20 protein-coding genes, 1 tRNA gene and 1 pseudogene are annotated in these 24,261 nt (G+C 62.9%); 18 read left to right on the top strand and 4 right to left on the bottom strand.

The features are described 5' to 3' along the window. Positions 1 to 152: 152 nt before the first annotated feature. A complete protein-coding gene (locus tag LPB04_RS00665) occupies positions 153 to 383 on the bottom strand; it encodes a hypothetical protein (protein ID WP_193686906.1) in 231 nt (76 codons plus the stop codon). A gap of 76 nt (positions 384 to 459) precedes the next feature. Between LPB04_RS00665 and LPB04_RS00660 the strand changes: the two genes are divergently transcribed. The 7 genes from LPB04_RS00660 (at position 460) to LPB04_RS00630 (ending at position 10,752) form a co-directional block, all read left to right on the top strand. Then, the gene (locus LPB04_RS00660; protein ID WP_193686905.1) at positions 460 to 1,095 is read left to right on the top strand and encodes an ANTAR domain-containing response regulator; all 636 of its coding nucleotides are present in this window, start codon (positions 460 to 462) and stop codon (positions 1,093 to 1,095) included. A gap of 19 nt (positions 1,096 to 1,114) precedes the next feature. Next, entirely contained in the window at positions 1,115 to 2,299 is a 1,185-nt protein-coding gene (locus LPB04_RS00655) for a CmpA/NrtA family ABC transporter substrate-binding protein (protein ID WP_193686904.1), read from the top strand. Positions 2,300 to 2,599: 300 nt separating this feature from the next. Beyond that, positions 2,600 to 3,892, top strand: a complete 1,293-nt coding sequence (locus tag LPB04_RS00650) for an MFS transporter (RefSeq protein WP_193686903.1) — start codon at positions 2,600 to 2,602, stop codon at positions 3,890 to 3,892. Positions 3,893 to 3,913: 21 nt separating this feature from the next. Beyond that, positions 3,914 to 6,439, top strand: coding sequence for a nitrite reductase large subunit NirB (gene nirB, locus LPB04_RS00645; RefSeq protein ID WP_193686902.1), 2,526 nt, complete (start codon positions 3,914 to 3,916; stop codon positions 6,437 to 6,439). A 10-nt stretch (positions 6,440 to 6,449) separates the two neighbouring features. Beyond that, complete coding sequence (gene nirD, locus LPB04_RS00640) at positions 6,450 to 6,800, top strand: nitrite reductase small subunit NirD (protein WP_193686901.1); 351 nt, start codon at positions 6,450 to 6,452, stop codon at positions 6,798 to 6,800. Then, positions 6,797 to 8,023: an NAD(P)/FAD-dependent oxidoreductase gene (locus LPB04_RS00635; protein ID WP_227496569.1), complete on the top strand. Its 1,227-nt coding sequence runs from the start codon at positions 6,797 to 6,799 to the stop codon at positions 8,021 to 8,023. The genes nirD and LPB04_RS00635 overlap by 4 nt, the downstream gene beginning before the upstream one ends. A gap of 14 nt (positions 8,024 to 8,037) precedes the next feature. Next, positions 8,038 to 10,752, top strand: coding sequence for a nitrate reductase (locus tag LPB04_RS00630; RefSeq protein ID WP_193686899.1), 2,715 nt, complete (start codon positions 8,038 to 8,040; stop codon positions 10,750 to 10,752). A gap of 153 nt (positions 10,753 to 10,905) precedes the next feature. Here the strand turns inward: LPB04_RS00630 and LPB04_RS00625 are convergent, their stop codons facing one another. Further along, on the bottom strand, positions 10,906 to 11,169 hold the full coding sequence (locus LPB04_RS00625; RefSeq protein WP_193686898.1) for a hypothetical protein: 264 nt from the start codon (positions 11,167 to 11,169) through the stop codon (positions 10,906 to 10,908). 1,163 nt (positions 11,170 to 12,332) lie between these two features. Here LPB04_RS00625 and LPB04_RS00620 point away from each other — a divergent pair. From LPB04_RS00620 to LPB04_RS00595, 6 genes and pseudogenes are all read left to right on the top strand, one after another. Further along, positions 12,333 to 13,322: a LysR family transcriptional regulator gene (locus tag LPB04_RS00620; RefSeq protein WP_193686897.1), complete on the top strand. Its 990-nt coding sequence runs from the start codon at positions 12,333 to 12,335 to the stop codon at positions 13,320 to 13,322. A gap of 125 nt (positions 13,323 to 13,447) precedes the next feature. Next, positions 13,448 to 14,932, top strand: coding sequence for a GNVR domain-containing protein (locus LPB04_RS00615; RefSeq protein ID WP_193686896.1), 1,485 nt, complete (start codon positions 13,448 to 13,450; stop codon positions 14,930 to 14,932). A gap of 940 nt (positions 14,933 to 15,872) precedes the next feature. Further along, complete coding sequence (locus tag LPB04_RS00610; RefSeq protein WP_193686895.1) at positions 15,873 to 17,084, top strand: MraY family glycosyltransferase; 1,212 nt, start codon at positions 15,873 to 15,875, stop codon at positions 17,082 to 17,084. Positions 17,085 to 17,147: 63 nt separating this feature from the next. After that, positions 17,148 to 18,158: pseudogene (locus LPB04_RS00605) on the top strand (SDR family oxidoreductase); the annotation flags it as partial. Positions 18,159 to 18,325: 167 nt separating this feature from the next. Then, positions 18,326 to 19,015, top strand: a complete 690-nt coding sequence (locus tag LPB04_RS00600) for a hypothetical protein (RefSeq protein ID WP_193686893.1) — start codon at positions 18,326 to 18,328, stop codon at positions 19,013 to 19,015. Then, a complete protein-coding gene (locus LPB04_RS00595; RefSeq protein ID WP_193686892.1) occupies positions 18,957 to 19,358 on the top strand; it encodes a hypothetical protein in 402 nt (133 codons plus the stop codon). Before LPB04_RS00600 ends, LPB04_RS00595 begins: the two co-directional genes overlap by 59 nt. Before the next feature lie 70 nt (positions 19,359 to 19,428). Here the strand turns inward: LPB04_RS00595 and LPB04_RS00590 are convergent. Together LPB04_RS00590 and ispB are read right to left on the bottom strand one after the other, a co-directional pair. Beyond that, positions 19,429 to 19,505: transfer RNA gene (locus LPB04_RS00590), tRNA-Pro, on the bottom strand. 52 nt (positions 19,506 to 19,557) lie between these two features. Beyond that, positions 19,558 to 20,544, bottom strand: a complete 987-nt coding sequence (ispB, locus tag LPB04_RS00585; protein ID WP_227496568.1) for an octaprenyl diphosphate synthase — start codon at positions 20,542 to 20,544, stop codon at positions 19,558 to 19,560. A gap of 306 nt (positions 20,545 to 20,850) precedes the next feature. Between ispB and rplU the strand changes: the two genes are divergently transcribed. From rplU to proB, 5 genes are all read left to right on the top strand, one after another. Beyond that, entirely contained in the window at positions 20,851 to 21,162 is a 312-nt protein-coding gene (rplU, locus tag LPB04_RS00580) for a 50S ribosomal protein L21 (protein ID WP_082493710.1), read from the top strand. Positions 21,163 to 21,198: 36 nt separating this feature from the next. Further along, positions 21,199 to 21,480: a 50S ribosomal protein L27 gene (rpmA, locus tag LPB04_RS00575; RefSeq protein ID WP_193686890.1), complete on the top strand. Its 282-nt coding sequence runs from the start codon at positions 21,199 to 21,201 to the stop codon at positions 21,478 to 21,480. A gap of 104 nt (positions 21,481 to 21,584) precedes the next feature. Next, positions 21,585 to 22,700: a GTPase ObgE gene (gene obgE, locus LPB04_RS00570; RefSeq protein WP_193686889.1), complete on the top strand. Its 1,116-nt coding sequence runs from the start codon at positions 21,585 to 21,587 to the stop codon at positions 22,698 to 22,700. Further along, complete coding sequence (locus tag LPB04_RS00565) at positions 22,690 to 23,106, top strand: hypothetical protein (protein WP_227496567.1); 417 nt, start codon at positions 22,690 to 22,692, stop codon at positions 23,104 to 23,106. The genes obgE and LPB04_RS00565 overlap by 11 nt, the downstream gene beginning before the upstream one ends. 10 nt (positions 23,107 to 23,116) lie before the next feature. Next, the gene (proB, locus tag LPB04_RS00560; RefSeq protein ID WP_193686888.1) at positions 23,117 to 24,259 is read left to right on the top strand and encodes a glutamate 5-kinase; all 1,143 of its coding nucleotides are present in this window, start codon (positions 23,117 to 23,119) and stop codon (positions 24,257 to 24,259) included. The last annotated feature ends 2 nt before the right edge of the window (positions 24,260 to 24,261 follow it).

Below are 24,261 nucleotides of genomic sequence, written 5' to 3'. Positions count from 1 at the left end.
AAAATAGCTTTCTGGCTAGAAATTGCGAATGCATTCTAGCGCAGCCACTCTGCGACAGGGGAGGCCTCCGGAACATTTATCCGGCATAAAAAAAGCGCGCCTGCGTACGTACAGGCGCGCTTTATCGGGAAGGGGCCATGCTGCGTTGCGGCTTAGCGCGCCTGAGCCGCGGACTTGGGCGCGCGCGGCAGGAACATGGCGACGCGGGCGACAACGGCGAGGACGGCGAGAGCGATGGGGACGAATTCGAGAACGGTCATGGCGGATCTCCTGATAAACACTGTGATGTTGCGGTGCAGTATATGTGAGACCCAGTCATAAATAAACTTTTCGTTTGTGATGCCGGCGATGCGTTTGATGAATGTCTTTTGCGTGCTCTCCATGGCAGATATTTCCTCCAAGAATACCTTTGCTTTGTGTCCGATCGTGGATGGCGCGGTTCTTGCATTCGAAAAGCGCATGAAACCAGCCGATCCCTCACGCAGCCTGCGCATCGTCGTCGTTACCGGCGGCGAGGTGCCGGCCGGCGACGCCGAACTGGCCGCCCAGGCCTGCCGCAGCGCAGCATTGCGCGTCGGCCTGCTGGAGTCGGGCTACGATATCGTCGCTTCGCTCCCGCCCGACATCTTCCTGCCCGAACGCATCGCCCAGTTGCAGCCGGACCTGATCATCGTCGACAGCGAGTCCGACGCGCGCGACGTGCTCGAACACATCGTGATCGCCACGCGCGAGGCCCGGCGCCCGATCGTGCTCTTCACCGAGGACGACAGCGCCGACACGATGGAGGCGGCGGTGGCGGCCGGCGTCTCGGCCTATATCGTGGCCGGCCTGCGCGCCGAGCGGGTGCGCCCGGTCCTCGACGTGGCGCTGGCGCGCTTCAGGCGCGAACAGAAGCTGCTGGGCGAACTGGCCGACACCCGCCAGAAGCTGGCCGAGCGCAAGGTGATCGACCGCGCCAAGGGTGTGCTGATGAAGCGCCACGGCCTGCTTGAAGACGAAGCCTACGGCCGCCTGCGCAGCCTGGCGATGAACAAGAACATGAGACTGGCCGAGATCGCGCAGCGTATCCTGGACGTCGAGGACTTGCTGGGCTAGATCCGGCGAAAGGAAACGCATGACTGACTTGCCAGGCCAGGGCGCTGCCTTGAACGTCCACGGGGCCGGGTCGGACCGGCCCGAGAAGGAAGTGCTGCGCATCGGCTTCATGCCGCTTGCCGACTGCGCGCCGCTGGTGATGGCGTCGATCCTCGGCTTCGACGAAAAGTACGGCATCAAGCTGGCGCTCGACAGGCAGCAGTCCTGGTCCGGCATGCGCGACCGCCTGACGAACGGCGAGCTCGATGCCGCCCACGCCTTGTACGGCCTGCTGTATGGCCTGCAGATGGGGATCGGCAGCGCCGCGCGCGAGATGGCGGTGCTGATGAACCTGAACCAGAACGGTCAATCCATCGTGCTCTCGCGGGCGATCGCGGCGGCCGGCGTCCAGGATGGCGCCGGTCTCGCCGCCCTGATGCGCGAGCAGCCGCGCCGCTACACCTTCGGCCACACCTTCCCGACCGGGAACCACGCGATGTGGCTGTGCTACTGGCTGGCGGCGGCCGGCATCGATCCGCTGGCGCAGACCCGGCTGGTCACCGTGCCCCCGAGCCAGATGGCGGTCAACCTGGAAGCCGGCCACATGGACGGCTTCTGCGCGGGCGAACCCTGGAGCCGGCGCGCCGTGATGGAAGCGAGCGGCGCGCTGGTTGCGTCCAGCGGCCAGGTCTGGCCGGACCACCCCGGCAAGGCGCTCGGCGCGCGCGCCGATTTCGTGGCGCGCCATCCGAACGCCTGCCGCGCCCTCGTCGCCGCCTTGCTCGACACGGCGCGCTGGCTCGACGCTTCGACCACCAACCGCGAAGCCGCCGCCGAGGTGCTGGCCAGCCCGGCCTACGTGCATGCCGACGTCGAGCTGCTGCGGGCCTGCCTGGTGCCGCGCCGTTCCGATTTCCCGGGCCTGCGCTTCTTCGGCGAAGGCGAGGCGACCTTCCCGTGGCTGTCGGACGGGATGTGGTTCCTGACCCAGCAGCGGCGCTGGGGCCTGCTGCGCGAGGATCCCGATTACCTGGGCGTGGCGGCCAGGGTGAACCGGGTCGAGCTGTATCGCGACGCGGCGCAGCTGGCAGGCGTGGACCTGCCGTCGGCCGCCATGCGCAGCAGTACGCTGATGGATGGCCGGGTGTGGGACGGGAGCGATCCGCTTGCCTACGCGGCCTCGTTCGATATCCACCAGCGCGATCCGCAGCCCTTGAGCGCATGAGCCGCGTCTGCGGGTCATGCTCATGCGGCGCGATGATGCACCGACCACCGGTAGTGCGCCGTTCCGCATCATTAGCGCGCATTGTGCACTGCAATAGAGCGCTCCCTTCCCGACCGACCGCATCACCCGCCCCGCATCTCCGCTGGCACGCCTCTTGCAAACACTGAACGCAGGATCAACGGCGATCCCTTCATTTACATAGCCGGTCCACTGCTGGACCGGCATTCCGGACAACGGCGTCCGCCTTCCAGGTACCACCCTGGGACGCGGACGCCTTTTTGTTTTCAAAAGAGGGATGACATGGCCAGCAAAGCGAACAGCATCAGATTGACCGACTTCCACACGCCGCAGATGCGCGCCTTCCACCTGACCTGGATGGCGTTCTTCATCTGCTTCTTCGCCTGGTTCGCCTGCGCGCCGCTGATGCCGGTGATCAAAGGCGAATTCGGCCTGTCGGTCGCGCAAATCGCCAACATCAACATCGCCGCGGTCGCCATTACGATCCTGGTGCGCCTGCTCGTCGGTCCGCTGTGCGACCGCTACGGCCCGCGCAAGACCTATACCGGCTTGCTCGCCCTGGGGGCGATTCCCGTACTCGGCGTCGCGTTCGCCCAGAGCTACGAAAGCTTCCTGCTGTTCCGCCTCGGGATCGGCGCCGTCGGCGCCAGCTTCGTGATCACCCAGTACCACACCTCGGTGATGTTCGCCCCCAAGGTGGTCGGCACCGCCAACGCGGCCGCCGCCGGCTGGGGCAACAGCGGCGGCGGGGCGGCGCAGGCGGCGATGCCGCTGCTGCTCGCGGCCCTCGTCATGGCCGGCGTGAGCGAAACCATGGGCTGGCGCATCGCCCTGATCGTGCCGGGCGTCGCGATGCTGGTCATGGCCGTCGTCTACTGGCGCCATACCCAGGACTGCCCGGCGGGTAACTTCAGCGAACTGCGCGCGGCCGGCATCCACTTCGAAGGCGGCGGCAAGGGCGGCTGGGCCAGTTTCAAGGCCGCCTGCCGCAATCACCGCGCCTGGCTGCTGTTCGTCACCTACGGCGCCTGCTTCGGCATCGAGATCTTCATCCACAACATCGCCGCCATTTATTACGTCGACCATTTCGGCCTGTCGCTGAAGGCCGCCGGGCTGGCTGCCGGCAGCTTCGGCCTGCTGGCGCTGTTTGCCCGCGCCCTGGGCGGCTGGCTGTCGGACCGCAGCGCGGCGCGTGGTGACCTGAACAGCCGCGTCACCGTGCTGTTCGTGCTGATGATCGGCGAAGGCCTCGGCCTGCTGCTGTTCGCGAATGCGGACGGCGTCGCGTTTGCCTTCATCGCCATGCTCTGCTTCGGCCTGTTTACCCACATGGCCTGCGGCGCGACCTATGCGCTCGTGCCCTTCGTCGCACCGACGGCGCTCGGCGGCGTGGCGGGCATCGTCGGCGCCGGCGGGAATGTCGGCGCGGTGCTGGCCGGCTTCCTCATGAAAGGGACGGGCGACGTGCGCCAGACCCTGATGATCCTCGGTGGCCTGGTCGTCGTCGCCAGCCTGTGCGCACTCGGCGCCCGTTTCAGCAATACCGCGACAAGCGCCGCAGCGGTGCGCGCTTAGTCGGAAAACAAGGAGAGCAGCATGAACATCATCGTCATCGGCCACGGCATGGTCGGCCACAAATTCGTCGAGTCGCTGGCCGCCGCCGCGCCGCACATCCACATCACGGTGCTCGGCGAAGAGCCGCGCCCGGCCTACGACCGCGTACACCTGTCCGAATTCTTCGCCGGGAAAACGGCGCAAGACCTGTCGCTGGTTGCGCCGGGCTTTTTCGAGCGCACCAACCTCGACCTGAAACTGAACGCCAAGGTCGTCGCCATCGACCGCGGCGCGCGCACGGTGACGCTGGCCGATGGCGCAGTGCTCGCCTACGACAAGCTGGTACTGGCCACCGGTTCCTCTTCCTTCGTGCCGCCGGTGCCGGGCCGCGAACGCGCCGACTGTTTTGTCTACCGCACGATCGAAGACCTGGAAGCGATGCGCGAATGCGGCGCACGCGCGCGCACCGGCGTCGTCGTCGGCGGCGGCCTGCTCGGCCTGGAATGCGCGAAGGCGCTGCGCGACCTCGGCCTGGAAGCGCACGTGGTCGAATTCGCGCCGCGCCTGATGGCGGTGCAGGTGGACGACCACGGCGCACGCGTACTGCGTACCCGCATCGAAGAACTGGGCGTCACCGTCCACACCGGCAAGAACACGCTGGAGATCGTCGATGGCGAAGCAGGTACCCACCGCATGCAGTTCGCCGATGGCTCCCACCTCGACACCGACATGATCGTGTTCTCGGCCGGTATTCGCCCACGCGACGAGCTGGCCCGCGCCTGCGGGCTGACGCTGGGCCCGCGCGGCGGCGTCGCCGTCGACGACGACTGCCTCACTTCCGATCCGGACATCTACGCCGTCGGCGAATGCGCAGCCTGGCGCGGCCAGCTGTTCGGCCTGGTCGCGCCGGGCTACGACATGGCGCGCACCGCCGCGCGCCACGTGCTCGGCGCCCCCGGCGGCTTTGCCGGCGCGGACCTCAGCACCAAGCTGAAACTGATGGGCGTGGACGTGGCCAGCATCGGCGACGCCCATGGCGCAACGAGCGGCAGCCGCAGCGTCCAGTACCTGGATGAGCGGCGCCAGACCTATAAAAAGCTGGTGGTGAGCGAATGCGGCAAGCGCTTGCTGGGCGCGGTGCTGGTCGGCGATGCCGCGGAATACGGCACGCTGTTGCAGATGGCCTTGAACGGCATCGAACTGCCGGAAGCGCCGGAGAGCCTGATCTTGCCGCAGTCGGGCGGCGCGCCGAAGAAGGGACTCGGCGTCGACGCCTTGCCGGAGTCGGCCCAGATCTGCTCCTGCAACGACGTCTCGAAAGGCAGCCTGTGCGCGGCTGTGCGCGATGGCGCGGCGAGCATCGGTGCGCTGAAGAAGTGCACCACCGCCGGCACGGCCTGCGGCGGCTGCGTGCCGCTGGTGACCCAGGTGCTGAACGCCGAACTGGCCAAGCAGGGCGTGACCGTCAGCCGCGCGCTGTGCGAACACTTCGACCACTCGCGCCAGGAACTGCACCACCTGGTGCGCGTCGGCCGCGTCAAGAGCTTCGGCGAGCTGCTCGCCAAACACGGCAAGGGCCTGGGCTGCGACGTCTGCAAGCCGGTAGCGGCGAACATCCTGGCCTCGACCTGGAACGATTTCGTATTGAAACCGGAGCACGCCAGCCTCCAGGATTCGAACGACTACTTCCTCGGGAATATCCAGAAGGACGGCACTTATTCCGTGGTGCCGCGCATGCCGGGCGGCGAGGTCACGGCCGACGGCCTGATCGCGGTCGGCATGATCGCCAAAAAATACGGCCTGTACACCAAGATCACGGGCGGCCAGCGAGTCGACCTGTTCGGCGCGCGCGTGGACCAGCTGCCGCCGATCTGGGAAGAGCTGATCGCCGCCGGCTTCGAATCCGGCCACGCCTACGGCAAGTCGCTACGAACCGTGAAATCCTGCGTCGGCTCGACCTGGTGCCGCTACGGCGTGGGCGACAGCGCGGGCTTCGCGATCGCGCTGGAGAACCGCTACAAGGGCTTGCGCACGCCGCATAAAGTGAAATTCGGGGTCTCCGGCTGCACCCGCGAATGCGCCGAGGCGCAGGGCAAGGACGTCGGCCTGATCGCCACCGACAAGGGCTGGAACCTGTACGTGTGCGGCAACGGCGGCATGAAGCCGCGCCACGCCGAACTGATCGCATCGAACCTGGACGAGGCGACGGTCGTGAAGCTGGTGGACCGCTTCCTGATGTTCTACGTGCGCACCGCCGACCGCCTGCAGCGCACCAGCACCTGGCGCGAGAACCTCGAAGGCGGGCTCGATTACCTGAAGCAGGTCGTGGTCGAGGACAAGCTGGGCATTGGCGCCGAGCTGGAGGCCGACATGCAGGCGGTGGTCGACACCTATGCCTGCGAGTGGAAGAACGCGGTCGAGGATCCGGAAGTACGCAAGCGCTTCCGCCATTTCGTCAACAGCCCGGCGCAGGACGAGAACGTCGTCTTCATGCCGGAACGCGGCCAGGTTCGCCCGGCCACCATCGAAGAACGCCGCCGCACGATTCCGATCGCGGTCGTCAACTAAGGAGCCTGCCATGCACCGGGATATGCAACTGAGCCAACTTCACAACTGGAACGCCGTCTGCGCCTTCGACGAGATCGTCCCCGACACCGGCGTTTGCGCCTTGCTCAACGGGCGCCAGGTCGCCGTCTTCCGCGTCGGCGAGGAAAGCCTGTTCGCGATCGATAACTACGACCCGAACGCCAACGCGGCCGTGCTCTCGCGCGGCCTGGTGGGCAGCATCGGCGAGCGCATCGTCGTTGCTTCGCCGATCTACAAGCACCATTTCGATTTGCAGACGGGCGAATGCCTGGAAGCGCCGGCGCATTCGGTGAGCAGCTTTCCGGTGCGGGTCGAGAACGGCACCGTGTGGGTAGCCGCATGAATACGGAGCGGAAAAGCGCCCGCTTAGTCCTCATCGGCAACGGCATGGCCGGCATGCGCACGGTCGAGGAACTGCTGAAGCTCGCGCCCGACCTGTACCAGATCACCGTCTTCGGTGCCGAGCCGCACGGGAACTACAACCGCGTGCTGCTTTCCCCGCTGCTGGCGGGCGACAAGAACGTCGACGAGATCATGCTCCATCCGCGCGCCTGGTATGCGGAACACGGCATCACCCTGCATGCGGGCGATCCGGTCGTGCGCATCGACCGCAAGCGCCGGGTCGTGGTCGCGCGTTCCGGCCTGGAAGCGCCATATGACCGGCTGCTGCTGGCGACCGGCTCGACGCCTTTCGTGTTGCCCATTCCCGGCAATACGCTGCCCGGCGTGGTCGGCTTTCGCGACCTGCACGATGTCGATACCATGCTGGCCGCTGCCCGCCAGGGAGGACGCGCGGTCGTCATCGGCGGCGGCCTGCTCGGGCTGGAAGCGGCGCATGCTTTGATGCGGCGCGGGATGGACGTCACCGTCGTCCATGTGGCCACCAGCCTGATGAACCAGCAGCTCGACGGCGAAGCGGGCCGCCTGCTCAAGGAAACGCTGGAACGCGACGGCCTGCGCATCGTGCTCGCGGCCCAGACCAGCGCCATCACCGGCGAGGGCAAGGTCGAGGCGGTGCACTTCGCCGACGGCAGCGTACTCCCGGCCGACCTGGTCGTGATGGCCGCCGGCGTGCGGCCGAACGTGGCGCTGGGACGCGAGGCGGGCCTGCATTGCGAACGCGCCATCGTCGTCGACGACACGCTGCAGACCTTTGACCCGCGCATCTACGCCGTCGGCGAATGCGTGCAGCACCGGCGCGCCACCTTCGGCCTGGTCGCCCCGGTCTGGGAGCAGGCGCGGGTCTGCGCCGCCCACCTGGCCGGCGCCGGACATCGCCGCTATGTGCAGGCCGCCACCGCGACCAAGCTGAAGGTCACCGGCATCGACCTGTACTCGGCCGGAGATATTCTTGGGGGCGCCGGCAGCGAAGAGCTGATCCTGCGCGACCGTACCTCGGGCATCTATAAACGCCTCGTGCTCGAAGGCGGGCGCGTGACCGGGGCCGTGCTGGTGGGCGACGTCGGCGACGGCCCCTGGTATTTCGACCTGATCCAGCGCGGTGCCGACGTGTCGAGCTTCCGCGACCGCCTGTTGTTCGGGCAGGCGCTGTGCGCCGCCACCTAGAAAAAGGAAACACCATGGACATGTCACTTCCCGTGCAGACCGTGCGCACCACCTGTCCATATTGCGGCGTCGGCTGCGGCGTGAGCGCCACCGTCAAACCCGGCACCATTCCGATCATCGCCGGCGACACCGCGCATGCCGCCAACAAGGGGCGCCTGTGCGTGAAAGGCGCGGCGCTCGGCGAAACCCTGGTCCTGGACGGGCGCCTGCTGTACCCACAGGTGCGCGAAAACGGTTCCATGCGCCGGGCCGGCTGGGACGAAGCGCTCGAACGCGTGGCCGGCGGCTTCGCCTCCATCATCGCCGAGCATGGGCCGGATGCGGTCGCGCTCTACGTCTCCGGCCAGCTGCTGACCGAGGATTATTACGTCGCGAATAAATTCATGAAGGGCTATGTCGGCAGCGCGAACATCGACACCAATTCGCGCCTGTGCATGTCCTCCAGCGTGGCCGGCCACAAGCGCGCCTTCGGCGAAGACCTGGTGCCGGGTGCCTACGAAGACTTCGAGCTGGCGGACATGATCGTGCTGGTCGGTTCGAACACGGCCTGGTGTCATCCGACCCTGTTCCAGCGCATCCTGAAGGCAAAGGAGGCGCGGCCATCGCTGCAGGTCGTGGCGATCGATCCGCGCCGCACCGCCACCTGCGAACTGGCCGACCTGCACCTGCCGGTCAAACCGGGAACGGACGTCTGGCTGTTCAACGGCCTGCTCAGCTATCTGGCACGCCATGGGGTCAAGGATTCGGCCTTCGTGGCGGCGCATACCGAAGGGCTCGACATGGCGCTGGCGACTGCCGACGCCGATTGCGGCGACCCGGCGCAGGTCGCGCGCATCTGCCGCGTCGACCCGGCGAAGCTGCTGGCCTTCTACGAGGGCTTCGCCGCGACCAGGAAGGTCGTCAGCGCCTATTCGCAGGGTGTCAATCAGTCCTCGAGCGGCACGGACAAGGTCAATGCAATCATCAACTGCCACCTGCTCACCGGCCGCATCGGCCATCCCGGCATGGGGCCGTTCTCGCTGACCGGTCAGCCGAACGCGATGGGCGGGCGCGAAGTCGGGGGGCTGGCCAACATGCTGGCCGCCCACATGGACCTCGACAATCCGCTGCAGCGCGACGCCCTGCGCGCGTTCTGGGAGGCGCCGCGGATCGCCGATAAACCCGGCCTGAAAGCGGTCGACCTGTTCCGCGCGGTGGAGGAGGGTAGCGTCAAGGCGGTGTGGATCATCGCCACCAATCCGCTGGTCAGCCTGCCCGACGCCGACCAGGTGCGGCGCGCATTGGAAAAATGCGAGCTGGTGGTGGTCAGCGATATCGTGGGCGCCACCGATACCACCACCCATGCCGACGTGCTGCTGCCGGCCCTGGGTTGGGGAGAAAAGGACGGCACGGTGACCAACTCCGAGCGCTGCATCTCGCGCCAGCGCGCCTTTCTTCCGGCCCCGGGCGAAGCGCGTGCCGACTGGTGGGCGCTGTGCGAAGTCGCGCGGCGCATGGGTTTCAGCGGCTTCGATTACGAGGACGCGCACGCGATTTTCGACGAGCACGCGCGCTTGTCGGGCTGGCGCAATGGCGAGGGCGGCGCTGGCCGCCGCGTGTTCGACATCTCGGGCATGAGCGGCATGCGCCGCCAGGATTACGATGCGCTCGAGCCGATCCAGTGGCCGGTGCTGCGCGCTGCGGACGGCACGCTGCAGGCGACGGCGCGCCTGTTCGCCGACGGCCGCTTCGCCCACGCGAGCGGCAAGGCGCGCTTCGTCGCCACCGCCCCGCGGCTCCCGGTGCACGCGCTCGACGACGAATTTCCGCTGGCGCTGAACACCGGACGCATGCGCGACCAGTGGCATACGATGACGCGCACCGGCAAGTCGCCGCGCCTGGCGAACCACGCGCCGGAACCGTTGATCGACCTGCATCCGAACGACGCCTTGCTGTGCGGCGTGCGCGAAGGCGAGCTGGCACGCGTTACCAGCCGCTGGGGCGCGATGGTGGCGCGCGTCACGCACGGCGGCGGCATCGCCCGCGGCAGCGTGTTCGTGCCGATCCACTGGAGCGGCCAGACGGCGTCCGACGCCCGCGTCGGCGCGCTGGTCAATCCGGCGGTCGATCCGGTCTCGGGCGAACCGGAATTCAAGCATACGCCGGTGCGCATCGAACCCTTCGTGGTCGAGTGGCATGCCTTCGTGCTGAGCCGGAAAGCGCTGTCGCTCGACAGCATCGCCAACTGGACCCGTATCCAGGGGGACGGTTTCGTGCGCTACGAGATGGGGGGACGGGGACCGGTCGGCGCCGATTGGGCGCGCGCGCTGTTGGCGGCCGATGGGGAAGCCGACTGGATCGACTACGAAGACGGCAGTGCCGGCGCCTACCGCGCGGCGTATCTGGTCGACGGAAGGCTGCAGGCCTGCGTGTTTGTTGCGCGCCGCCCGCAGCTGCCGGCGCGCGACTGGCTGGCCGGCCTGTTCGCGCGTGAATCCCTGGGGGCGCTCGATCGCGCTACCTTGCTGGCAGGACGGGCGCCGCAACAGGGCCCGGACGCCGGTCCGACGGTGTGCTCCTGCTTCGGCGTCGGGCGCAATACGATCTGCGCGGCGATCCGCACGCACCGTCTCGAGACGACGGCGCAGGTGACGGCTTGCGTCAGGGCGGGCGGCAATTGCGGATCCTGCGTGCCGGAGATCGGCAAGCTGCTGGCGCTGGCCAGCTGCGGCGAGGAGGCCGCGCAATAGAGGAAAGAAGTGCGGCCCGGGCGTGGCGGGCGCCGACGGCCCGGGCGGAGGAGGGAGGTTTGCGCCCGGGCTGCCGTTTGCGGCGGCGAAAGCCGGGGCGCGCGCTGTTACCTGCTAATTACTACTCACTACCTGCTGCTTACTGCTTGCTGCTTACCGGTTTGCCATCCAGCGCAGTTCTGCGGCCAGGTTCGGCGAATGCTTTTCGGCATCGGCCGCCATCGCGAACAGTTCGGCGCGGCCTGCACGTTCGGCGACGGCGTACGAAGCGCGTTGTGCGCGTTCCTTGCGGGCGGCCAGCCAGCCGCCGTGCGCAACAAAGAGCTGCTCCGAAAAGCTGCGAATGGTCGCGAACAGGCCGGTGGATTGGTGGCGCAGCCCTTGTTCCTGCGCCTGGGTGATCGTTGCTGCGTTCATGTGTCGCTCCAAGATGAATACTGTGATGTTGCGGTGCAGTATAAATGCCTTGGGGCCATAAATATACTTTCAGTTCGTGATGTCGACGATAAGTAATCCATATATTTGTCAGGACGCCAAGCCTGCGTTATCAGCCGCCGGAATGTCTCCCTGAGCTTGCAGGCTCATCCTTGACGCCACTGCGTTTGAAGCGCCATTTCATGACCAGCACGCTGGAGGCCAGTACCAGCGTGATCGCATTGTTGATGGCAATGGGCCAATCCTGGATCGCAATGCCATAGCACAGCTACAGGAAGACGCCAAAGCAGAAAGCGGAGTACATGCCCATCGGCACGCCACTGGCGCTGCGCGTGCGCCAGACGAGAACGACTTGGGAGTGAACGCGGCGCTGCTGCAGAAAGCGGCAATGTAGCTGACCAGACTGATATCGAGTCGCATAAGAACCTCCTGTGTAGTAATGCTGCAGTGCAAGGTAGTTTAATAAATCAGCCGGGGTCTACGGCAATGCCGGCGCAATCGGGTCGATGCCGCTGGGCCTGGCCGACACCCTCCGGCCAGGCGGCGTGCAGCAATTGCTGGCTTGCGCTTCGGTCGCCGCGATCGAGGACATGCTGGCCGCCGTCGCCTGGCCACGAGTCCTTCCTCAAGCCGGGCCGGGACTGAATCCACCCGGCAAACCAGGCAATGCATGGTGTTCAAATTCGCCGCATCATCGTCTATTTGCGTTTTTCCCAATAAAGCGTAGATCTGCAGAAAAATCAAGGCGGATCGGCCTGGTTTCTCCCCCAAAGTTTGAGCGTTCACAGTGCCCGAGCATTCGTCTTGCTTAATATAAGGCGAACGGAATGGACCTAAGCGTATTCTTCGCGCTATTACGTCACATCGTGTGCAATTCGAATGCCATTAATATTAATTGAGAGAACTTGCCGCTGTGTACGCTTATCGCCGATGCTGATAATAAGTTTCGGATGCGGCTTGCGAAATCAATGAACAATGCGGCGACCGGCTTATAAAACCGTTCTTCGCGAATCGCTTGTCGCCAGAATTTGCCGGCTCATTCCAAGACTATTCTGAATGCCGCTACACATGCGGACAGATATCCACTTATTGTGTACGAAAGAAATATCGCTAACTCATTACTATTGGTGGGGTGAAAAGTGAAGATGACCGAACCAATGGATGGCTCATTAGCCTCCGGAAAATTACTGGACGGCGAAGGCCCATCGGTGAGCGTGGAATCCGCCTCCCTGAAAGCCCGGAATCTACGGATTAGCCTAAAACAATGGAAAATGTTTCACGCTGTAATCGATTTCGACGGTTTTTTTGGCGCTGCCGACAGCTTGCATGTGACGCAATCGACGATCAGCCATGCGGTCGCCAAGCTCCAGGAACAACTCGGCGTGCCGCTTCTTGCCTTGAAGGGGCGCAAGGCGCAGATCACCGAGGAAGGAAAGATACTGCTGGAAAGATCTCGTGATCTTGTACGAAATGCGATCGAACTCGAGGAGCTTGCCGAGAACCTGCGCCAGGGATGGGGGCCGGAAATCCGGCTGGCGATGGACCCCAGTTTTCCTCCCCACCTGCTCACGCTGGCGCTTCGCAAGCTTTCTTCATTCCCGCAGAAAATCAAATTGAGTGTCAAGGAAGCGACGCCACACGAAGCCAAGCAAGCCCTGCACGACAACACGGTCGAGCTGGCCATCAGCACCCAGGTGGCCTTCGGTTTCGCGGGCAGGGAACTGGCGCAGATCGAACACGTTGCCGTCGCCCACCCCGAAAATCCCCTGTTCGCATTGAAGAGGGAGCTGACGGTCGACGACCTCAAAACACAGTTCCAGATTGCTGTTTCCGGTTCGGACGATTATGTCGCTTCCGAAGGCACCTACAGGTTGCCCCGCTATTCGCGCCCTTGGAATGTAAGCAGTCTCGACAGGGCTATTGCCGTGCTACGGCACGGTTTCGGTTACGCCTGGCTACCAAAGTATCAGGTCCAGCAGTGGCTTGATGGAAATTACGTCCGTATCTTGCCGATCGTAAGCGGATCGAGCTACAAGACGAGCTTGCACCTCATTGTCGGCCGGCCTGCGGTGGCGGATTCAGTTGCCAGGACATTTGCCGAGGCTCTTCATTCTTGCAGCGAACGCTTTTTCTGAGCGGCTCTTAGGGGATGGCTTCTGGTCATGGACCAGGTTCATCGGGATGCACGCGGCCCGATCAGAAGCGAACGCGGCGACATCCCTCGATGACAGCAGTTTTCCAAACATTTAGGTTGTAAGAGATGATGCCCACCAAGCCAAGCAGAGTGAACCGGCCGTCGGACCTTATGTTTCACTATGGCAATGTCCTGAAGAATACTTGGCTAATTGCAGGTGTCGCCCTCCTTGTTGCAATGCTCGGGACTCTGTACGGCTTGACGATGACGCCGGCTTACGAGGCGAACATCTTGCTGCAGATAAAGCGCATCGCGCCTTCCTCCGGCGATCCTCAGGCCGATGCCCCGGCAGCCACCGAAATAGAGATTCTGCGTTCGCGTGCGACCCTGTCCCGTGTCGTGAATACCTTGCACCTCGACATCAGCGTCGAGCCGAAACTGTTCCCCATGGTCGGGGCATTCATAGCGGAAAAAAACCAGAATATATCGACGCCCGGATTGTTCGGGCAGGGTGGCTATGTATGGGGCGCCGAGCGGGTGACGATATCCGTATTCAACGTCCCGCCAGCCCTGCTGGGCAAACCCTTCATGCTGACGACCATGGGCAACGACGAGTTCACGCTCAGCCACGAGGAGTTGGCGATCCAGCTCAAAGGCAAGCTTGGACAGCTCGCCAAAATCCAGACTAAATATGGCGCTGTAGAAATTCGTGTCGCGGAAATACAGTCAAAGCCTGGCGCCCAGTTCTTTGTCAGCCGGCGGCCTGAATTCCAGATCGTGGAGCAACTGCAAAAATCCCTGGCCGTTCTCGAAAAGGGACGGCAATCGAATGTGATCGCAGTGTTACTGCGCGGGTCGAAGCCGGAATTGATCAGCGCGATCCTCAACGAAATCGGTAAGGAATACATTCAGCAACAGGTCGTGCAGAAATCGGATGCGGCGAAGAAGGAGCTGGTGTTCTACGACAAGCAGGTAGAAGAATCCAGGCAGCGCTTGCAGAAGCTCGATGCCAGGCTGGCCGAGGTGCTTCGCCGTCATGGGACTTCCGACCTGGGCGACGAGGCGCGGACGCTTGCACAGCAATCCGTGGCCCTGCAAACGAAGCTGGCCGAGATTGAACAGCGCAAAGTTGAATTGTCGAGCCGCTTCGCAGAGTTGCATCCTGAAGTACTGAATGTAAACAAGCATCTCGACGATGTGCATCGCGACCTGAACAAGGTCGAGGCCAAGCGCAAGGCAGTCGCTGCCGCGCAGCAAGAAATTCTTAGTCTCAACCGCGATAAGCAGATCAATAGCGAGATCAATATCGAATTATTGAACGCCCGTCACAAACTGGAAGCATTGACCCTCTCTAACAGTGTCAATGTCCGTCTGGTCGATCGCGCCGAGCCGCCATCGCAACCGGCTACGCTGGGCCTGCCGGTCATGATCGCTGCGTCCTGCCTGCTGGGGATCGCCCTGGGCGTCGGTGCCTCGATCCTGAAGAACTTCCTGGCGGAACGCAATAGCAGGCATCCGGAAGTCGAGAGCGTACGTCGGTTGGTGATCAGTGCGGGCCTTCCGCATTACGACGACAAGGACAGGACATACAAGGAACCTGCTGAGCAATAACAAGTCGAAGTCCTTCCAGCTATCAGGATCAGTCAATAGCTAGCCCAGGTTGAATGCCGAGCGACCGCGTTTGCCGGTTGCTGACTGAACCTGGTAATCACTTGCCGGCCGCCAAGCGCGACGTTGACGCAATCCATCGTGGCCGTGTGCAGGCTGGTATGGCGTCGCAGCCTGGTCCTTGTTCCCACTGTGCCTTCGTCGCCAATTCCAGGTGACCGTGGATTGCACTGCCTCCGGATGACATCGCTCCGGAGGCGCTTGCTTTAGCGCCACTGCCGCTGCTTCCACATAGGCTTCTCCTCCCACTGCGCCTGCCTGGTGCAGATAATTCCCTTCCACGTCGTGCTTTCCCCATCAGCCGAAAGCCCATCCATCGGCCTGCGGTCGAAGGGCGTGCATGCCCCCCGTGAGACAGCGGCTCCGCGACCGTCCGTGTCGCTGGCCGTCAATCAAGGCCGCGCCTCCGCCTGGCCACGCCCGCTACGGCCGATTCACCTATGCCGCTTACGCCGCCACGGAGTGAACACATCGAAGCCTGCGCAGCGACGAGCGCCACCATGTCGATGAATTTGTATTCGAAAACTAATTATGAGCGCCTGGCTATAACGAAATTTCCAATCGGAAGTTTTGTTTCGCCTATTTAGGGTGTCGAGAAAATCAATTTCCTAATAGCACAGTAACGCGTGTTTATGGAGTCTTTTCCTATGCGAAACGAATTATAAAAAAACATGTGAGCCACGGGGTTTAATGGATAAACATCGATTTTTCCATTCTTATATTACAACGGAAATTGCTAGAGTGAGAACTGTCTAGACGGTTTGAAAACATTTGCGCCGAGTTAATGTTCCCACGGCCTGCAAGGAGATAACCGGCCAGGGATAAAAGAGATGTTTCGTGCGCGTGAATGCCAAGAATTAGCAACGTCAGAATGGAGCTTGCCATGGCAGTCGAGGAATTGATTTATCGCGGGTATGAACTTGCATTATCTAAAATATTTACTTCCGCTCTGATTGAAACGATCGCTTTAGCTTTGCTTGTGAGCTTGGTGGTGTGTTCCATCAATATTGTGACTGTGCGCTGGCATGGCCGTTATTCTTTCGACCTGGACCTGCATGGTATCCAAAAAGTGCATAAAAACATGGTTTCGCGCACTGGTGGCATTGCCTTGTTGTCCGGCGTCCTGGCTGTTCCGATCTTGGGGCATTTCGATTACTACCCACTCTCGCTCCAGCTCGAAACCAAGACGACCATATTAAAACTCCTGCTGGCGGCCACGCCGGCCTTCTTGGCGGGAATAATCGAGGACCTGACCAAAAAAGTTTCTGTGCGGACGCGCTTTTGTTCGATATTTGCGAGCGCAATCCTGGCGGCATGGCTGCTGGGAGCGCGTCTGCCGCGCCTCGATATCTGGGCGCTGGACGGTGCCCTGAATTGGCTGCCGCTGTCCGTGGCCATTACCGCGTTTGCCGTAGTAGGCGTCACGAATTCGATCAACATCGTGGATGGCTTTCATGGCGTCGCCGGTGCGACCGTCGTGATTGTCCTGGCGGGAGCGGGGTATCTGTCGTGGCAGGCGGGCGATACGCTGGTAACACAGCTGGCCTTGGCTGGTATCGGCGCGACGATCGGCTTCCTGATGCTGAACTACCCGACCGGGCGCTTGTTCATGGGAGACGGAGGCGCCTATTTCATGGGATTCTGGGCTGCGGAAGTGGCCGTGTTGACGATCGTGCGCAATCCCACAATCAACGCGTGGCAAATCCTCTCGATCTACGCTTATCCCGTCATCGAAGTGCTGTTCAGCATGTATCGCCGAAAGATACTGCATGACACCGTGGTGGGCGCCCCGGATCGGCTACATCTTCACTCCCTTTTCTATCGGCGGGTGGCCTGCCACAAATTCAAGTTCAGGAAATATCCATGGAGCAGGAATGCGGGCGTCGCCTGTTTCGTGGCAGCGTGGGTCTCCATCGCCACCCTCACGACCGTGCTGATTGGTAACACCATCCCTGCGGCCGTGGCACTGGTAATCATTCAAATGCTGATCTACGTGGCGGTCTACATGAGATTGGTGCGCGGCCATTGGGGCCATTGCCGGAGCCTCGCGGTGATCCTCGGATTGCGGCCGCAGCCCAAGGGCAGGGCAATCTGACCGAAGCGCATTTTCGACCAGCATATTGTTGGCTTGTTCAGTAGAGATGATAGGAATCGAGTCATGACGAATTTTGAACGGATTCAATCCGCCATTCGCAATAAACCTGGAAAGTGGTTGGTGACAGGTTGTGCCGGCTTCATCGGCTCCAATTTGCTTGAAACGCTGCTGAAGCTGAACCAGACAGTGGTCGGACTGGATAATCTGTCCACCGGTCATCAGCGCAACCTGGATGACGTGCGCGGCCTGGTCAGCGAAGAACAGTGGCGGCGTTTCAGCTTTATCCATGGCGATATACGCGACCGGGACGCCTGCAAGGAAGCAGTCATCGGTGTCGATAGCGTCCTTCATCAGGCCGCCCTGGGTTCGGTCCCCCGGTCGATCGAGGATCCGCTGACCACGAATGATTCGAATATCAACGGGTTCCTGAATGTGCTGGTGGCGGCAAGAGACGCCCACGTAAAGTCCTTCGTGTACGCGGCGTCCAGCTCGACCTATGGAGATCATCCGGGACTGCCCAAGGTGGAAGAGTGTATCGGCAGGCCCTTGTCGCCCTATGCCGTTACCAAATATGTCAACGAACTGTACGCTGACGTGTTTTCGCGCTGCTACGGGTTCAGGGCAATCGGCTTACGCTACTTCAACGTCTTCGGCAAGCGCCAGGATCCGAACGGTGCTTACGCCGCCGTCATTCCGAAGTGGATAGCCACGATGATGACGGGCGGGCAGGTCATCATCAACGGCGACGGCAGCACGAGCAGGGATTTCTGTTATGTCGACAACGCCGTCCAGGCGAATTTGCTGGCCGCGACCGTTCCCGGCAGCGGAAACAGCGAAATCTATAACGTGGCGGTAAGCGATGCCACCACCTTGAACCAGCTGTTCGGCTATCTGAAGGAAATCCTGAATGCGAACGGCATCAAGGTCGCCGGGAATCCGGCCTACGCCGCGTTTCGCAAGGGCGACGTAAAACATTCGCAAGCGGACGTGAGCAAGGCCATGCGCGAGCTCGGCTATGCTCCGCAGCACCGCATCTATGACGGGCTCGAGGCGGCCATTCCCTGGTACGTCGAACGGGCAAACCGGATAACACCTCTGAGGGGCGAGGCGAGCAGAACGCTCTCGACGAAGTATTCCGCCCTCGACGCCGGCATCCTTGGCGCAAAAAAAACCGCTGCTGGGTAAGTCCCGGACCGTATGGACGATGACGTGACGGGAACGATGTCCGGCGAGAGGTTCAAGTGAATTTGCTCAATACCCTGGGTACGCGGTTCAAGGCGGCCGACCCACAACATTTTGCGATTTTCAAGGGCATGTTGACGGTCGCCCTGTTCACTTTGCTTGGCAAGCTCATGAGCGCAGCAAAGGAAATGGTGGTGGCCTACCGTTATGGCTTGTCGGCAGAGGTCGACGCGTACCAGTTTCTGTATAACCTGCTTTCCTGGCCCATCGGAATCTGGTGCAGCGTGCTGACCGCGGTGCTCGTCCCGCTCGCCGTGCGGCTCCGCGAGCACGACAAGGACCAGGTGCCGCATTTTCGTGCGGAACTGTTTGGACTGGCACTCCTGTTGGGGAGCGGGCTGGCGCTGCTCGCGTGGCTGGGCCTGCGCACCATGCTGGGGCTGGGAAAGAGCGGCTTGCCGGCGCATTCGGTCCAGCTCGCGCAAGCGGCGCTCCCCGGCCTGATCTTCGTGCTCCCCCTGGGAATACTCGTGGCCCTGCAGTCGGCATGGATGCTGTCGGCTGTCCGGACCGCGCCAAACGGGAAGGCGGACCTTCTCGATCGCCGGCGCATTGGCCGTCGGCCTCGACGAACGATCGGTCAGTGTGCAGTTGCCGGCAGGCTCGGAACACACGCGCGCGCTGGCAAGAATGGCTCTTGGCGCCGCTGCATCCTTCCCCGGCCGCGCAGAGCAGTTCCGCTCGGTTGAGCTCGTCCTGGACAATGTCGAGCTCGGCGAAGCGGCCAGGCTGGGCGGCTATTTCTACCAGCTCTACCTGAACATTCCGTCAGCGAAAGGGAAGGCCGGCCGGTTCAGGAGCATCCATATCGGGACACTCGGATCGTTCAAGATCAACGCGGCCATGCACCATGGCGGCGCCCAGGTTCAGTTGCGCTATCCGATCAGGCGGCGCCTGGCGGGAGCCCTGGAACGGGAACTCGGCATGATCTCGGTGTCGTTCGTCCGTGTCGATGGCGAGCGCAGCCCGAAAGGCGAGCTGATCCACATGGGAGAAGTGCGGATGGAGGTCTCGACCGACGACGGGGATTGAGCAGGCGGCAGCAGGCAAAATGCAAAAAGCCCACGACCTGGATGCGTGGGCTTTTTAGTACGAGAATTCCTGGTCGGGGTGAGAGGATTCGAACCTCCGGCCTCTACGTCCCGAACGTAGCGCTCTACCGGGCTAAGCTACACCCCGACTAATTCGAGGCGCTGAAAACATGCCTCAGGAAGCATTAATATAAATTTCCTCAATGGTTCCTGTCAACAGCGAAACGGCACAGTTGCAGCAGGCTCTCTTTATAGATGCTTTCCGGCAGGTCGGCGATCGATTCGGCCGCGCGGCGGGCGGCCGTTTCGGCTTCGCGGCGCGTGTAATCGAGGGCGCCGCTGGAGGTGACGGCGGACAGCACGGCGTCGAAATGCTGCTCGTCGCCTTGCTCGATGCAGGTACGCACCAGTTCGCGTTGTTCCGGGCTGCCGTGTTCCATCAGGTAGATCAGGGGCAGGGTAGGCTTGCCCTCGCGCAGGTCGTCGCCGACGTTCTTGCCGATCTCGGCGGCGTCGCCGGCGTAATCGAGCACATCGTCGATCAGCTGGAACGCCGTGCCCAGCGAGCGCCCGTATTCGCCGGCCGCGGCCACTTGCGCGCTGCTGGCGCCGGCCACCAGGGCGCCCAGTTCCGCCGCCGCTTCGAACAGCTTGGCGGTCTTGGAACGGATCACCTTCAGGTAGCTCTCGTGGCTGACGTCCGGGTCGTGCATGTTCAGCAGCTGCAGCACTTCGCCTTCCGCGATCACGTTGGTCGCGTCCGACAGGATCTGCATGACGCGCATGTTTTCCAGGCTGACCATCATCTGGAAGGAGCGCGAATACAGGAAGTCGCCGACCAGCACCGAGGCGGCATTTCCAAATAATGCATTCGCCGTCTGGCGCCCGCGCCGCATCGAGGACTCGTCGACGACGTCGTCGTGCAGCAGGGTAGCGGTATGGATGAACTCGACGACCGCCGCCAGTTCGTGGTGCGCGCCACCCTTGTATCCGTAGGCATTGGCCAGCAGCAGTACCAGCACGGGGCGGATGCGCTTGCCGCCGGCGCTGATGATGTATTCGGCGATCTGGTTGACCAGGCTGACTTCCGAATGCAGGCGCTGGCGGATCACCGTGTTGACCGCATCCATGTCGGCGGCGATCGATTGGGTGATGTTGTTCTGTGCGTGAGGGGTAGCGGCGGACAAGGCGAACCTGCTGTGACAGTTGAAATGCGGTTGATGTGCGAGAGTGCGGCGATTATACGACATGCAAGCATGAGCCGTGCCATTTCGACCAGCGCGAGGCGTGCACCGCGTTTCCCTGGTTGCTGCACAGGCGTTGCCGCGATGCCACGGCAGCCCGACTGCATTGCTGACTCTGTCTCGGCTTTTGACGCCAGAGATCGAACCGTGTATAATTCCCTGTTCCCCGGCACCAGAGAAGCGCAGCGCGGCCAATAACCCGTCGCCGCCGCAGGGATTTTTATTAAACAATTGATGAGGTTTTCAATCATGTACGCGGTCATAAAAACCGGTGGCAAGCAGTATAAAGTTGTCGCTGGCGAAAAACTTAAAGTAGAACAGATACCGGCAGACATTGGTTCCGAACTCACGATCGATCAGGTCCTCGCCGTTGGCGCGGGCGAGAGCATCAAATTTGGTGCTCCCCTGGTTGAAGGTGCTACGGTTCTGGTGAAGGTCGTTTCCCATGGTCGCCACGACAAGGTCCGCATTTTCAAAATGCGCCGTCGTAAGCACTACCAGAAGCGTCAGGGCCACCGCCAGAACTTCACCGAAATCCAAGTGGTTTCGATCAACGGCTAATTGCCCCTCTCTTCAAAGTCATCAAGGAGTACTTAAATGGCACACAAAAAAGGCGGCGGCACTACCCGTAACGGCCGCGACTCAGAAAGCAAGCGCCTCGGCGTGAAGGTGTACGGCGGCCAGGCGATCAACGCCGGCGGCATCATCATCCGTCAACGCGGCACCCCAGTGCGTCCAGGCACCAACGTTGGCCTGGGCAAGGATCACACCCTGTTCGCGCTGGTCGACGGCACTGTGAAGTTCGTCAAGCAAGGCGTCGGTTCGAAGCAGTACGTGACCGTCGTTGCTGCACCAGCTGCTGAAGCAGTCGCAGCGTAAGTGACGTAAAGCGCCGCCCGGAGCGGCGCATCCTTGTAAGGCGCAAGCCTTCCATCGAAAGGCTCTGCCCACGGTAGGGCCTTTTTAGTTTTTTGGCGGTCAAAATGAAGTTTATCGACGAAGCAAGAATTGAAGTCATTGCGGGCGACGGCGGCAACGGTTGCGCCTCGTTCCTGCGCGAGAAGTTCCGCCCCTTCGGCGGTCCCGACGGCGGCGACGGCGGCAAGGGCGGCTCGATCTGGGCGGTTGCGGACCGTAACATCAACACGCTGGTCGACTTTCGCTATTCGAAGACCCACCATGGCCGCCACGGCGAGCCGGGACGCGGTTCGGATTGCTACGGCAAGGGCGCGGACGATGTCTACCTGCGCATGCCGGTCGGTACCCTGATCATCGATAACGTCAACGGCGAAATCATCGCCGACCTGACCGAACACGGCCAGACCGAACTGCTCGCCAAGGGCGGCGAGGGCGGCTGGGGCAACATCCATTTTAAAACCTCGACCAACCGCGCACCGCGCCAGAAGACCGAGGGCAAGGAAGGCGAACGCCGCGAACTGCGCCTGGAACTGAAGGTGCTGGCCGACGTGGGCCTGCTGGGCATGCCGAACGCCGGCAAGTCGACCTTCATTACGGCCGTCTCGAACGCCAAGCCGAAGATCGCCGACTACCCGTTCACGACCCTGCACCCGAACCTCGGTGTGGTGCGCGTATCGCACGAGAAGAGTTTCGTGATCGCCGATATCCCCGGCCTGATCGAAGGCGCGGCCGAAGGCGCGGGCCTCGGCCACCAGTTCCTGCGTCACCTGGCGCGTACCGGCCTGCTGCTCCACATCGTCGACCTGGCGCCCTTCGAGGACACCATTGATCCGGTGAAGGAAGCGAAAGCGCTGATCAAGGAACTCGAGAAGTACGACGAGGACCTGCTCAACAAGCCGCGCTGGCTCGTGCTCAACAAGCTCGACGTGGTGCCGGAAGAAGAGCGCAAGAAGCGCGTCAAGGACTTCATCAAGAAGATGGCCTGGAAGGGTCCTGTCTTCGAGATCTCGGCCCTGAACCGCGAAGGCTGCCAGGAACTGATCAATGCGATCTACCTGCACCTGGAAGAGAAGCGCGCCCAGGATGTGCGCGTCGATGAAACGATGCAGATGACCGAAGAGGCGCGCGGCATCGTCTCGATCGATCCGGACGATCCTCGTTTTAAAATCCTTGAAGACTAAGCGTCTTCCGCTGTCGCCTGCCTGGGCGCGTGGCCAGCTGTTGTCGCTGGTCGCCACCGCCAGCTCGCTGGCGGCGCTCGTTGCGATGCTCGACCCGGACCGGGTCGCCACCGCAATGGGCCTGTTTCTCGTTGGCGTGAACGGCTACAGCCAGTTCTACGCCATCTATGTCGGAGTCCGCCTCGCCACCGCGGGGCTGGCTGTGCTGGCGGCAAGGCGGGGCGACCAGCCCATCCTCGGCGATCTCGTCGCATTATTCCTGCTGGCCCAGCCGGCCGGGCGCCTGGTCGCGGCATTCGCGATCGGCCTGCCGAATGGGTCCCTGTTCGTCGTAAGCGGGATCGAGTTGCTGGCGGGCCTGGCCCTGCTGGCCTTGCGCCCGCGGAAGGACGGATTGACATCCTGAGACTCTCGCCATGAACGCTGCAACTACGTCCGCACACAAGTCCGTCATCCAGCAAGCCGGCCGCATCATCGTCAAGGTCGGCTCCTCGCTCGTCACCAACGAAGGCCGCGGCCTCGACCACACGGCGATCGCCCGTTGGGCCACCCAGATCGCCGCACTGCGCGCCCTCGGCAAGGAAGTCGTGCTGGTCAGCTCCGGCGCAATTGCCGAAGGCATGCTGCGCCTCGGTTTTGGCAGCCGCCCGCACGACATCCACGAGCTGCAGGCCTGCGCCGCCGTCGGCCAGATGGGCCTGGCCCAAATCTACGAAACCAGCTTCAAGGCGCACGGCGTCAAGACCGCGCAAGTCCTGCTCACGCACGCCGACCTGGCTGACCGCGAACGCTACCTGAACGCGCGCGCCACGCTGACGACACTGCTGCGCCTGGGCGTGGTCCCGATCATCAACGAGAACGATACCGTCGTCACCGACGAGATCAAGTTCGGCGACAACGACACCCTCGGCGCCCTGGTGGCGAACCTGATCGAAGCCGATGCGCTCGTCATCCTCACCGACCAGCGCGGCCTGTATTCGGCCGACCCGCGCAAGGACCCGGGAGCCTGCCTGATCGAACGCGCCCAGGCCGGCGACGCCAGCCTGGAAGCCATGGCCGGCGGTGCCGGCAGCAATATCGGCAGCGGCGGCATGCTGACCAAGGTGCTGGCCGCACGCCGCGCCGCGCGCTCGGGCGCCCACACGGTCATCGCCTGGGGCCGCGAGCCCGATGTCCTCACGCGCCTGGCCCATGGCGAGGCGATCGGCACAGAACTCAATGCCGCCACCACGCGCCTGACCGCGCGGCGCCAGTGGATGGTCGACCACCTGCATACGGCCGGCGAGGTCGTGCTCGATGCCGGCGCCGTGCAGAAGCTGACCCAGGAGGGAAAATCCCTGCTGCCGATCGGCGTCATCGCGGTCAAGGGCGAATTCGGGCGCGGGCAGGTGATCACCTGCGTCGACGAGGCCGGACGCCCGATCGCACGCGGCCTCACGAGCTACACCAGCAGCGAAGTGCGCCGCATCATGCGCCATTCCTCAAACGAAATTGAAGCCATCCTCGGCTATATCGAAGGACCGGAACTGGTCCACCGCGACAACCTCGTCCTCCTCTGAAA

It is taken from the genome of Massilia litorea, assembly GCF_015101885.1.
Taxonomy (GTDB): Bacteria; Pseudomonadota; Gammaproteobacteria; order Burkholderiales; family Burkholderiaceae_D; genus Telluria; species Telluria litorea.
This window is presented reverse-complemented; position numbering and strand designations above follow the sequence as displayed.